The sequence below is a fragment of the Fictibacillus nanhaiensis genome (assembly GCF_049537595.1).
Taxonomy (GTDB): Bacteria; Bacillota; Bacilli; order Bacillales; family Fictibacillaceae; genus Fictibacillus; species Fictibacillus nanhaiensis_F.
Genome location: NZ_JBMULM010000006.1, coordinates 48,323 through 62,008, shown reverse-complemented (window position 1 = coordinate 62,008; position 13,686 = coordinate 48,323). Strand labels below are relative to the sequence as shown.

Annotated in this window: 7 protein-coding genes; all 7 read left to right on the top strand. The window is 37.5% G+C overall.

The window, feature by feature from the left end; all coding sequences use genetic code 11:
- The first annotated feature begins 10 nt into the window (after positions 1-10).
- The 7 genes from ACOZ9X_RS19165 to fabD are packed head-to-tail and all read left to right on the top strand — an operon-like array spanning position 11 to position 13,686.
- Positions 11-3,826: a beta-ketoacyl synthase N-terminal-like domain-containing protein gene (locus tag ACOZ9X_RS19165; protein ID WP_423419575.1), complete on the top strand. Its 3,816-nt coding sequence runs from the start codon at positions 11-13 to the stop codon at positions 3,824-3,826.
- A gap of 15 nt (positions 3,827-3,841) precedes the next feature.
- On the top strand, positions 3,842-8,992 hold the full coding sequence (locus ACOZ9X_RS19160) for an SDR family NAD(P)-dependent oxidoreductase (RefSeq protein WP_423419574.1): 5,151 nt from the start codon (positions 3,842-3,844) through the stop codon (positions 8,990-8,992).
- A 20-nt stretch (positions 8,993-9,012) separates the two neighbouring features.
- Positions 9,013-9,876 carry a 3-hydroxyacyl-CoA dehydrogenase family protein gene (locus ACOZ9X_RS19155; RefSeq protein ID WP_423419573.1) on the top strand — a complete coding sequence of 288 codons (864 nt, stop codon included), beginning with the start codon at positions 9,013-9,015 and terminating at the stop codon, positions 9,874-9,876.
- Between the two features lie 28 nt (positions 9,877-9,904).
- Positions 9,905-10,156 (top strand): acyl carrier protein, encoded by a 252-nt coding sequence (locus ACOZ9X_RS19150; protein ID WP_423419572.1) that lies wholly within the window; start codon positions 9,905-9,907, stop codon positions 10,154-10,156.
- A 37-nt stretch (positions 10,157-10,193) separates the two neighbouring features.
- Positions 10,194-11,330 (top strand): acyl-CoA dehydrogenase family protein, encoded by a 1,137-nt coding sequence (locus ACOZ9X_RS19145; protein ID WP_423419571.1) that lies wholly within the window; start codon positions 10,194-10,196, stop codon positions 11,328-11,330.
- Positions 11,331-11,346: 16 nt separating this feature from the next.
- Positions 11,347-12,387, top strand: a complete 1,041-nt coding sequence (locus tag ACOZ9X_RS19140; protein ID WP_423419570.1) for an HAD-IIIC family phosphatase — start codon at positions 11,347-11,349, stop codon at positions 12,385-12,387.
- 36 nt (positions 12,388-12,423) lie between these two features.
- Entirely contained in the window at positions 12,424-13,686 is a 1,263-nt protein-coding gene (gene fabD, locus ACOZ9X_RS19135) for an ACP S-malonyltransferase (protein WP_423419569.1), read from the top strand.

Below are 13,686 nucleotides of genomic sequence, written 5' to 3'. Positions count from 1 at the left end.
GAGTAATGGAATGGAACAGCTGTACAAGTTCATTATCGATCAAACTACAAGGGGTAAGATAGAAAAAGAAACTGCAATCGAATTGGTCAAAACCCTGAAAACACAAAATGTATCTAAGGATCAAGATATCGCCATTATCGGAATGGCAAGCAAGACACCCCTAGCAGACACTGTTGAACAGTACTGGGATAACCTGAAGGATGGACTAGACTGTATTACTGAATTCTCAGGTAAGCGCATGGAAGATATCGTTGATTATCTAAGATATACGAATATTCCTGAGCAAGAAATAGCTTTTAATGAAAATGGATTCATTGAAGAAATTGATAAGTTTGATTATAAATTTTTTAAACTTTCATTAAAAGAAGCCTCATTGATGGACCCACATCAAAGGTTGTTCTTAGAAACGGCTTGGCATGCCATAGAGGATGCCGGATATGGCGGTGAGAAGATAACTGGGAGTGACACAGGGGTCTATGTTGGATTTGCCAGTAGCCTAAGAGACATGTATCTAAAACAAATCTCTGAGGTCGAACCGTCGTCTCTTCCAATCGGTATGGTAGGTAACCTAGCAGCAGTTTTGCCGAGTCGTATCTCATACCTTCTTAACTTAAAAGGACCAAGTATGGTAATTGATACAGCGTGTTCATCTTCACTAGTAGCAATAGATCTTGCATGTGAAGCTATTAGAAAAGGTGATTGTTCTATGGCTATAGCTGGGGGCATCAAGCTTAACCTTCTTCCATTGAAAAATGAGCATATGACGATTGGTATTGAATCTACGGATTCAAGAACACGTGCATTTAATGATGTTTCAGATGGATCTGGGATAGGTGATGGTGCTGGAGCGGTCTTATTAAAACCGTTAACTAAAGCAATCAAAGACAAGGATAGGATTTATGCAGTGATAAAGGGGAGTGCGGTCAACCAGGATGGGAGTTCTGTGGGCATAACCGCACCTAACCCGGCTGCTCAAACGGATGTCATCATGAAAGCGTGGGAGAACGCCAAAATTGATCCTGAATCAATCAGCTACATGGAAACACATGGGACGGGCACTAAACTGGGTGATCCTATTGAAGTCAGAGGAATCAAGGAGGCCTTTCGGAATTATACAAACAAAAATCAATTCTGCGCAATCGGTTCGGTCAAGACGAACATCGGTCACACCTCTGAAGCGGCAGGGATTCTTAGTGTGATAAAAGTAGCGAAGGCTCTGCAAGAAAAGAAGCTACCTCCTTCACTATATTTTCAAAAGCCGAATCAAGCTATCAGTTTTCAAGATTCGCCTATTTATGTAAATCCTATATTAAGGGATTGGAAAATTAAAGGTGAAGAAAAGAGAAGAGCAGGAGTAAGTTCATTTGGTATCAGTGGGACCAATTGCCATGTTGTGTTAGAAGAGGCTCCATATTTAGAGAATCCAGTAGAGGAGGATGTAGAAAAAATCCTCACATTATCTGCGTTTTCAGTTAGAGCACTTCAACAATTAATTCATGGATATAAGAACATGGTTTATAAAAGAAAAAAGTTGAACCTACAAAACATGTGTTACACCGCTAATACTGGAAGAGCTCATTATCCACATCGAATTGCAATAATATTTAGAACTAAAAGTGAACTTGTAGAGAGTCTGGAAAAAGCAGAAGGATTCAACGTTGCCCATCAAGTGTCATACAGTCCATCATTAATGAGCCATCAAGAAAATGAACCGTTCCAAGGAGAAGAAGACGATAAAACTTTTATTGATCTTAGTCTTTTAGAGATTGGAAAGCGTTATGTAAGCGGTGTGGATTTTTCATGGCCAGATTTATATAGGGAGAAGAGTTATACAAAAGAACTAATCCCACTCTATCCGTTTGACAAAGAGAGGTGCTGGATAGATATTCCTGTAACTCATCTTGACAAAAAAGAATATTTTTACTCTATGAATTGGAAGAAAGAACCATTAACGGTTTCAACGATAGAAAAGGCGACAAAAGGTGTTTTAATTTTTCGAGATGAAGAAACTGTATCGAATGAGATTGTAAAACACTTTGAAGAAAAAGGAGTAAACGTCGTTTCAGTTAGATTCGGAGAAGTATCTGACTTTACTCATGATAGAGAATTTGTTATAGCAGGTGACGAGGAGGACTATGTTACTCTAATAAATTCTATAAAAATTTACGGTATCACGGATATTATTCATTGCTCAACAGTCTCTAAAAAAGGAATTGAAACGTTTGAAGATTTGACTCTTCAGCAGAAAAAGGGAGTTTATTCGATTTTTTATCTGCTAAAAGCACTCGTTAAAACAGGTTCTGATCAAAACATGTGTATGACATTATTAACATCTCACGTGCATGAAGTGACCGGACATGAAGCTGTGATCAAACCTGAGAATGCTCCAATTTTCGGAATTACTAAAACGATTGCTCAAGAGCATCCAGGTCTCTCAATCCGTAGCTTCGATATTGATGAGCATGTGAACCATCATCATATTCTTCAAGAGCTAGAGCAAGGAGTTAATTATCAAGTCGCGTTCCGGTCTGGTGAACGTTATGTTGAGGAGTTCGTTGAAGTAGACGCTTCTTCCTTAACGGATGAGGAGGTTTCTCTACGTGATGGGGGCGTGTATATCATAACGGGTGGAACGGGTGGTATTGGTCTAGAGCTTGCAAAAGATCTCGCTAGAAGACAGAGGAACCTAACGTTTGTTCTTTTAAACAGAACTTCTCTACCAGAAGCGCATCTATGGGAAGAGATTATCCAAAATGACTCTGACTCAAAACTGATTAAGAAGTTAAAAGGTATCAAGGAGATAGAAAGACTCGGAGCAAAGGTGATTACTAGAGGAATCAATGTTTCTAATCTGGTTGAAATGGCACAGATACGTGATGAGATCAAAAACTTATATGGCAAGATAAATGGTGTGATACACGCTGCTGGTGTTCCAGGAGATGGCTTCTTGTTTAAAAAAGATATTGAATCATTCAACGAAGTATTACAACCAAAAGTTTATGGAACATGGATATTAGGTCACTTGTTTAAAGAGGAAGAGCTCGATTTCTTTTTGTTGTTCTCATCAGGACTATCTCTACTAAGTGAACCGGGACATGGAGATTATTCGGCTGCAAACTCTTTTATCGATTCTTTTGCAAGTTATTACTCAAAGCAAGGCACAAAAACGTTAGCTATCAATTGGTCGACATGGAAGGAGACGGGAATGGCTGTAGATTACGGCTTTAATTACGACTCCATATTTAAAGCCATTTCTACAGAAAGCGCGCTAGAGAAGTTACATCTGGTTTTGAATAAAAAAGTATCTAGAGTACTAATCGGTGAGGTAAACTATGTTCCGCAATTTATGAAATTCCTAGATCGCTTACCGTTTGCAATCTCTGACTCTATTAATGAAAAAAGAAACAGGGTCTTACAAGATACGAAGTCCCAAGTTGACGGATCTGAAAAGCGTACCGTTTCAAAGGGGAAAGTGGAACTTGTTGGCGGAGACAGAGAGCATTTTTCTGATACGGAATTTGAAATCGCCCAAATTTATAATGAAGTTCTTGGATATAAAGAGATTGATATTCATGAAGGTTTCTTTGAACTAGGTGGAGACTCTGTTCTTCTTAATCGGATGCATACTCTAATCGAAAAGAAATATCCAGGAAAAGTAAAATTGATCGACCTTTTCAATTACACGACCGTAGCCAGTCTTTCGAGTTTTATAGCTGAGAAGTCTGAAGATACATGCTCTGATGAAGATGAATTTATCACAGACCTTTTGAGGGACTTTGAGGATGGTAAACTTTCGATTGAAGATGCACTCAAGGACATGACATAAGAAAGGGGGATAACCATGGAAAACTTAATGAGGCTTGTACTTCAAAACCTTCAAAAAGGAACTATTGATAAAACATTAGCTGGTAGTTTATTAAAGCTTGCAAAAGAAGAAGGGCAAAAACCTATAGAGGAAGATGACATCGCTATAGTTGGTATGGGATATAAACTACCAGTTGCAGAGAACTTAGATGAGTTCTTTAATAATCTAGATTCTTGTGTGGACTTTATTACGGACGTACCCGAAATTCGTAAACAAGACATAAAAGATTATATCAACCATACATCTCCTGAAGAAGTTACGGATATCAAGTATCTAAAAGGTGCTTACATGGAAGATATTGATAAATTTGATTATGGCTTGTTCCGCTTGTCTCCTAAGGAGGCTAGTCTTATGGATCCTTATCAGCGGCTTTTCCTGCAAGTTGTCTGGAATGCGATAGAAGATTCAGGTTATGGAGGTAATAATCTTTCTGGCACTCGTACTGGTGTGTTCGTGGGTTATGCGAGTAATGCAAAGGATTGTTATCAAAGGATGATCTTTGATGTGGATCCAGATTCAATGGCAGCTGCAGGAGTGGGTAACGTAACAGCCCTCATGCCAAGTAGAATTTCTTACCTTTTAGATCTAGAAGGTCCAGCAATGGTGATCGATACAGCTTGTTCTTCTGCTTTAGTTTCTGTACATACAGCTTGTCAAAGTATAAAGAACGGCGACTGTGACATGGCAATTGCAGGGTCAGTCCGCATGAATCTTCTGCCGTATGATGAAGACTATCTAAAATTCGGTCTCGAATCTTCAGATGGTCATACACGTACTTTCGATTCTAATTCAGATGGTGCTGGAATGGGAGAAGGTATCTTTGCTCTTGTTTTAAAGCCACTAAAGAAGGCTATTCAAGATCGAGATAACATTCATGCTGTGATTAAGGGCAGTGCCATCAATCAAGATGGAGCATCTATCGGGCTTACTGCCCCAAACTCTGAAGCGCAATGTGATGTCATTACAAAAGCATGGGATCGAGCAAAGATTAATCCTGAAGAACTTGTATATATTGAATCTCATGGAACAGCTACAACATTAGGTGATCCTATAGAGCTGGATGGTCTTGAAAAAGCATTTAGAAAATATACAAACAAGAAACAAATTTGTGCTGTGGGATCAGTAAAGACAAATGTGGGGCATCTTTTTGAAAGCTCCGGTTTAGCTGGATTATTCAAATGTATTCATGTTCTGAAGAAAAAGGAGATACCATCTAACCTTTACTTTAATTTACCAACATCAAAAGTAGATTTAAGTGATTCACCGGTTTATATCAATAGTAAACAAAACAAGATTCAATCTAAAACAAATAACCCAATCAAGTGCGGTATTAGTTCTTTTGGTTTTAGTGGAACTAATTGTCATATCGTCCTAGAGGAAGCTCCAGTTTTAGAGAAGGAAATAAATTCTACCCAACGGCATGTTTTTACACTCTCGGCAAGAAATGAAGATACGCTTATGGAATTGATCAAGAATCATGCTGAATATATAAATGAAAAGAATCCTACGATTGAGGATTTATGTTATACCGCTAACACTGGCAAGAGTCACTATAACTGTCGTATGGCTGTAACAGCAGGGTCTATTAAAGAACTGCGTGAAAAGATAGAAAACATACAAGGTAATGGGTTAAATATTGTACAAGAAGGAATCTACTACGGAAAACATAAAGTAGTCCCTTCTAATAAAAAACAACCACTTGAATGGGAAATCACTGAAAAAGAAAAGAATCAACACAAAAAAGATGCCAGCAGTCTTATTGAAAAATTCAAGGAAATAGAAGACCAAGACACACTCAATTCTTTAGTGCTTCTTTATATAAAAGGAGTAGATATAAACTGGTCCTCTCTATATAGAAGAAAAGAAGTTCAAAAGATAAGTCTTCCAGGATATCCATTTGAGAAGACACGATGCTGGATTGATATTCCAAAAACAAAGCCTAAAAAAATTTCGAAAGCTCCAGCAAAAGATGATCGTTTTTATTCAATGACATGGAAACAATCGCCTATTATTTCTTCGGAAAAATGTCCGGTCGAAAAGGGTACAACCATGTTTATTAGTGACAGGGATTCAAGGAGTATCCAAATCATGGATCACTATCGAAGCACTGGCATGAATGTGATTGATGTGACCTGGGGAGAGAGTTTTAAGAAACACACTGCTACTAGTTTTACCATTTCAGGTCAGGAAAAGGATTTCTTTCAACTCGATTTTTCAACAGTAAACAGGATTGTATTAGCATCAAATTTAGATTATCGAACTGGGATGAAAACGCTAAAACATTTAGAAACCAATCAGAAGAAAGGATTGTTTTCGTTGTTTTACTTGACGAGAGCACTCCATAAGTTCGGAGTTAAAAGAGATGTTGACATCATCTTAATTTCTGAGTATGCGTCAGAAGTAACGGGCACAGAAATACGATTACAGCCTGAGAATGTGACTTTGTATGGAATGGGGAAAGTGGTAAGAAAAGAACACCCTAACTTCCGCTGTCGAGCTATAGATATTGATGAGTGGACTGATTCCAAAGAAATAATTAACGAGATAGAGCATGATGAGAAGGGTTACATGGTTGCATACCGAGATAGTGGTCGGTATACAGAAGTGTTTTCAGAGATCGATTTAGATTCTTGTGAAAACCATCCATTGATGCTTAGAAACGAAGGAGCATACATCATTACTGGAGGAACAGGTGGGATTGGTCTTGAAGTTTCAAGATATCTATCTAAACAGAATAAGATCAACCTTTATTTAGTAAATCGTTCAGCGTTTCCAAATCGCGAGAGATGGGATGAATTAATCAATAATGACGCCTTTTTGTGTCAGAAGATTAAGATAATAGAGGAGATTGAGAAAACAGGATCAACTGTAAACTGTATCCAAGCAGATGTAACAGATGTATCTTCTATGACGGCGTTGATCAAAAAAATTAGGGATAAGCACGGAACTGTTAACGGAATCATCCATGGAGCAGGTGTGGGGGGATCAGAGTTCATCATAGATCGAACAATGGAAAGGTTTAAGAATATCTACGATCCAAAAGTAGTAGGTACATGGGTTTTAGACCATGTGACAAAAGAGGAAGAACTGGATTTCTTTGTTAGCTTTTCATCGATCGCCACTATATTCGATGCACCTGGTCAAGGAGACTATATTGCAGCTAACGCGTTCTTAGATTCTTTTGCTCATTATCGTAACAAACAGGGTAAGCGGACAGTTACTGTGAATTGGTCAACTTGGAAAGAGACAGGGATGGCAGTACACCACAATTTTAATATTGATACTCTCTTTAAAGCGATGTTAACAGAAGATGGCATCAACGGGTTAGACAAAGTATTAAACAAAAGGGTTCCTAACGCTTTGATTGGAGCCGTTAATTATGAAAGTAAGCTTGTACACCTATTAAATTCATTCTCTTTCAATTTATCAGAAAAGATTGCTGAATACCTTTCTACTCTTACTGGAGGAGTAAAAAAGCGAGTTAAGAGCGACAGGATAGCTTTGGACAACCTCTTGTTAACAGGTAGAGAAGATAACAACTATACACCAACTGAAACGAAGATTGCACAAATTTGGTCTGAAATCCTTGGTTTTGCCGAATTAGACATTTACGATAACTTCTTTGAACTAGGAGGGGACTCTATTTCTGCAGTTAGAATTACTGCTTTAATATCTGAAAAGTTCCATGTTGAAGTTAGTATTGAAGACGTATTGTCATATACAACCATCCATGACTTCTGTGAAAGATTAGACCAATTCGCGTATCACAAGAAAGAGGATGAGTTCTATTCATTGATTGAGAGGCTAGAACCGGTAGAAGAGTATCCGGTTTCTTCTGCTCAACAGCGACTCTATCTCCTGAACGAATTACATGTGGGAAGCTTAAGATACAACATCACAAAAGCAGTTCGGTTCGAAGGGGATCTAGACAAAATAAGGGTGGAAAACATAATAAAACGGCTCTTAGAACATCATGAAGTTTTAAGAACATCGTTTCATTTCAAAAAAGGCAAATTGACTCAAAACATCCTGCCAACAGTTGATTTTAGGCTAGATTATGTAGAGGCTGATGAATCTAGTATTAAAGATATTATCAGTGAGTTTATACAACCGTTTAACTTAAAAGCTGCACCACTCTTCAGATGTTTATTAATCAAGATATCTAGAGATCAGCATATTTTGGTATTCGATATGCATCATACCATCACAGATGGAATCTCAATGGAATTACTTATCAAGGATTTTATCAGTCTTTATGAAGACACGGAACTTGACACAATTCAATATCAGTACAAGGACTATTCACTTTGGCAACAAAATACAAGGGAACACCAAAAGATTGTAGAACAGAAGGAGTATTGGAAGTCTCTGCTTGAGGGTGAGCTTCCTAGAGCATCTATTACACCTGACTTTCCATTAATGGAGAAAAGTTTACAGGCTGATGAATTGAGCGTAGGAATTAATGATGAGTTATTCGGAAAATTGCAAAGGTTATCGAGGGAATCTGGTTCTACGTTCTACATGATCTGTCTTTCTGCTCTAAACTTATTGTTGTTTAAGCAAGAAGGAAGTCAGGATATCCTCCTAGGATCACCGATTATAGGGAGAACAAACCCTGTACTAGGAAATACGGTTGGTATGTTTGTAAATACGGTCGTATTAAGGAACCACTTAAACAAGGAATTAGTTTATTCTGAGTTTCTCTCCCGAGTAAAAGAGAACATGATGAGAGCATTTGAAAATCAAGACTATCAATTTGATGACTTAGTTTCCGAGTTAAGCATTGACCGTAGTAAAAATCAAAATCCTCTTTTTGATATTCTATTTGTTTATCAAAACGTAGGGATGAATCAACTAGACCTAAATGATCTGCAAGTGACAGATTACCCTCTTGCTAAGACATCAAGTGAATTTGATCTGGAGTTTGAGATCTTGGACACAAGAGAAAGATTAACACTCAACATCGTCTACAACAAGGACCGATACCTTAAAGAAACAGCAAATAAACTGTTACAAGACTATATCGAAATCTTAAATAATATTTGTGATGAACCCTATAGAACGTTACAAGATATTTGTTTAACAAAAAAGGAATCTAGCATTCTGGATATCCAGTTTAACTTTTAAAACAAAAAGGGGGAGATGTTATGAATATAGGTGTTATTGGGGCAGGGGTAATGGGGATGGGCGTAGCTCAGAGCCTCGCACAATCAGGTCATGAAGTCACTTTAATTGATATCGCAGAGGAAATCTTAAATTCAGCAAAAAAGAAAATTCACAACAACGTACGCTTTCACGCGCTATTCAATAAAGATTTCAACAAAACTGCTGATGAAGTATTGTCTTTAATTACGACGACTACGAATTATTCTGAGTTAAGTGATGCAGATTTTATCATTGAGAACGTACCGGAAGACTGGGATATAAAAAAGAGTGTTTATGAAAAAATCATTAAAATTTCTAAGGGTGATTGTATATTCTTAGTTAACACATCGTGCATTTCTATAACGAAAATTGCTTCACTCACTGATCGACCTGATCGAGTTTTTGGTGTTCATTTTATGAACCCTGTTCCTGTAAAGAAAACAGTAGAAGGGATAAAAGGCTATCATACATCGGATGTTACCATCAGACATACTAACGACCTTCTAGCTTCAATGGGTAAAGAAATTATCGTAGTTAACGATTATCCTGGATTCGTCTCTAACAGAATCTCACACCTTTTAATGAATGAGGCCGCTTATGTTGTCCAAGACCAAGTAGCAGATCCAGCACAAGTCGATGATATCTTTGTGAAGTGTTACGGACACACGATGGGTCCGCTCGCTACAGCTGATCTTATCGGGCTTGATACAGTCGTAAATTCATTAGATATTCTCTACGATAGTTATCAAGATTCAAAGTTTAGAGTATGTCCACTCTTGAGGAAAATGGTAGATGCTGGTCTACACGGAAGAAAATCAGGGCAAGGTTTTTTTGAATATGAAACGGAAGAAATGTTCATCAAATAAATTATAAAACAATGGAGGAATATGAATCATGGAACAAATTGAACCGAAAATAAAAAAATTTCTATCAAGGTTTTTTAAAAAATATGAAATTCAAAACGATGAGGATATTTTTAGCTTAGGATTCGTAAATTCACTTTTTGCTATGCAACTCGTTCTTTTTATTGAGCAAAACTTTGAGATTAGTGTTGAAACACAAGATATGGATCTTGAAAATTTTCGAACTGTAAATAAAATGATAGCTTTTGTTGAGAAGAAGCTGAATCAAGAGGTCTCAATCTAGAAACTACTAAATATGGCTCTAAGGATGGAGAAAAAAGATGATCATTGAACTTACAGAAGAACAAATAAGACATAAAGAAGAGTTTAGAATATTTGCCGAATCCAAAGTACTACCGTTTGCTAAAGAACATGATGTACATGAACGTATTAATCCGAAAGTAGTCCAAGATATAGCTGACATGGGCTATATGGGTTCTATGATTTCAAAGCGTTACGGCGGAAAACAATGGGATAACATCACAATCGGTCTCTTGAATGAAGAAATTGGAAAGAGCTGTTCCGCGGCACGAGTTTTACTTACTGTGCATGGTATGGTAGCGATTGCTATCTCCAGGTGGGGGACAGTAGAACAAAAAGAGAAGTGGTTAAAGTTATTGGCAGAAGGAAAGAAGATAGGTGCATTTGCTCTTTCAGAACCTGAAGTTGGAAGTGATGCGAAGAACGTTCAAACGACGGTCATTGATGACGGAGATTCATTCTTACTTAACGGGAATAAGAAGTGGATTACTATGGGTCAAATTGCAGATGTATTTGTTATTTTTGGTCAACTCAACGGATCAGTTACAGCGTTTTTAGTTGAGGCTGACACACCAGGTTTTAGTGTTAAACCTATGAGAGGGCTGCTTGGCGCAAAAGGGTCGATGCTTGCTGAACTTCATTTAGATAATTGTAGGATTCCAAAAGGAAATATTATAGGAAAAGTTGGTACAGGTCTAACTCACATTGGTTTATCCTGTCTAGATTATGGAAGATATACTGTTGCGTGGGGTTGTATCGGTCTTGCTCAAGCTTGTCTAGAGGCAAGTGTGAAATATGCTTCTGAGAGAAAGCAGTTCGGAGATTTCTTGAGCAGTAACCAATTGATTCAGAAGATGATTACTGAAATGACGGTAAATATAAAGGCCGCAAGACTTTTGTGTTACCAAGCAGGTTACCTTAAAGATCAAGGGGATCCAGATTCTATTATGGAAACATGGAATGCAAAATACTTTGCCTCAATCATCACTAGTAAAGTAGCGAACGATGCCGTACAGATTCATGGAGGAAACGGGTGCCATGATAGTTATCCTATAGAGCGGTACTTTAGGGATGCAAGGATCAACGAGATCATAGAAGGTACGACGCAGTTACATGAAATGCTAATTTCTAGAGAAACTTTTCGTCAAGCACTATAACAAAGGTGGGTTAAATATGATCACAGAGGTAAGTACAAGAAAAATAAAATGTGTAATTTGGGATTTAGACAATACTGTATGGAACGGGACCCTATTAGAAGATTCTGAGGTTACACTACGGACAGGTGTAGTAGACATAATTAAAGAATTAGATCAAAGAGGCATCTTGCAATCTATTTCTAGTAAAAACGACTATGAAAATACTATGAAAAAACTGAAAGAATTACAATTAGATGAATTCTTCATCTACCCTGAAATAAACTGGAATGCAAAATCAGGGTCGATAGAAAAAATAGTAAAGTCCATTAATATTGGAATGGATACCATTGCATTTATCGACGATCAGCCTTTTGAGAGAGAAGAAGTCAATTCAGTTCTACCAGAGGTTCTAACCATTGATGCAGCAGAATTATCAAGCATTTTAGAGATGGATGAGATGAACCCCACTTTCATCACTAGTGACTCAAAGAACAGAAGAAAGATGTATATGAGTGACATCGATCGAAAGAAGATAGAGGATACATTTGAAGGACCTCAAGAGGAATTTTTAGCCAGCCTACAAATGAAGATGGTTATATCACCAGTTGAGCTTGAAGACTTGCAGCGGGCAGAGGAATTGACTGTTCGCACTAACCAGTTAAATACTACAGGCTATACTTACTCTTATGAAGAGCTTGCAGAGTTTAGAAAATCACCTAACCACAAACTTTTTATAGTTGAACTGGAAGATAAATACGGATCTTATGGAAAAATTGGTTTATTGATGGTAGAAGTTGTTGGTAAAGAGTGGTGGGTTAAGCTCTTGTTAATGTCTTGCCGGGTTATGTCCCGAGGAGTGGGGAGTGTACTTATCACTCATCTACTAAAATTGGCTGCTAGTGAGTCTGCCAAAATAAAGGCCGAATTTGTAGAAACATCTAAAAATAGAATGATGTATCTTACTTATAAATTTGCTGGATTCAAAGAAGCAGAACGTAATGGCAATCATATTGTTTTTGAACATGACTATTCAAATCTTCAGGATTATCCAGAATATGTTGAGGTCATCGTAAAGTAGAAAATGGACGATCCTTTAGGATAGAAGGGGAAAATTATGGAAAAACTAGCATTTTTATTTACGGGACAGGGATCACAATATGTTGGGATGGGAAAGTCACTCTTTAACCAGCATGAAATCGCCAGACAGACTTTTGAAGAAGCAAACGATGTTTTGGGTTATGACTTAAGTAAAATTTGTTTTGAAGGTACGCTAAGTCAGTTAACAAAACCTGAAATTATTCAACCCGCACTTTTAACTCTCAATGTAGCTAATTATAGAGTGTATATGGAGCAGGTTGGAATTGCACCGCACTTTTTAGCCGGCCACAGTTTTGGAGAATATGCTGCACTAGTATGTTCAGGTGCACTAACATTTGCAGATGGTTTACGATTGGTCCAATATCGTGGAGAGTTAACGAAGTTAATCATGGAAAGTAATAGTGGTGCGATGACAATCATTGATGGTTTAGCCGAAGAGGTCATAGAAGAAGAGTGTAAAAAGCTGAGTACCAATGATCATTTTGTAATGATTAATACATTTAATGGACCTAACCAATTTGGAATTGCAGGGCATCAAGATATGGTAGAGGAAATGGAAGGTATCCTACTTGAAAAAGATGCACAAATAACACCTTTACTTGGAAACGCTCCATTACACACTCCTTTGATGGAGAGTATCATCGAAAAGTTCTCAGACTTTATCGATACTATTAATTTTTATTCTTTCAGGTGTCCAGTAATTTCTAACGTTACAGCTAAACCCTACGGAACGGCTGATAATATTAAGGATCTATTACTTAAACAGTTAATAAAACCCGTCCAATGGATTGATACGATGAACTTCCTTAAACGCTATGGTGTAACCCATGCTATTGAGATGGGACCACAGAATATACTGGGGAATTTGGTTACGACCAATACTCCATCTATTAAAGCTCTGTGTTATTCAATCAAAGAGGATCAAAAAGTGATAAATGAACTTTTTCCTGCTAATCACCATCTCAGAAAACATATACCGACAGTAGTTACTCGTTGTCTGGCTATAGCAGTAGCTACACCTAACTTGAATCATGATGAAGAAGAGTATCAAAAAGGAGTTATTGAACCTTATCGTAATATCCAGACCCTGCAACAATTGATTGAATCTGAAAATCGTCAACCTAACATTGAAGAGATGAGAAGCGCCCTGAAAATGCTACAATCAGTATTTGACACGAAGAAGATTTCAGAAGAAGAACAAAATGAATGGCATCATCATATTCTTCATGAGACAGGTACTTATTACTTATTAAAAGAAAAACAAGTACAGACTATTTAG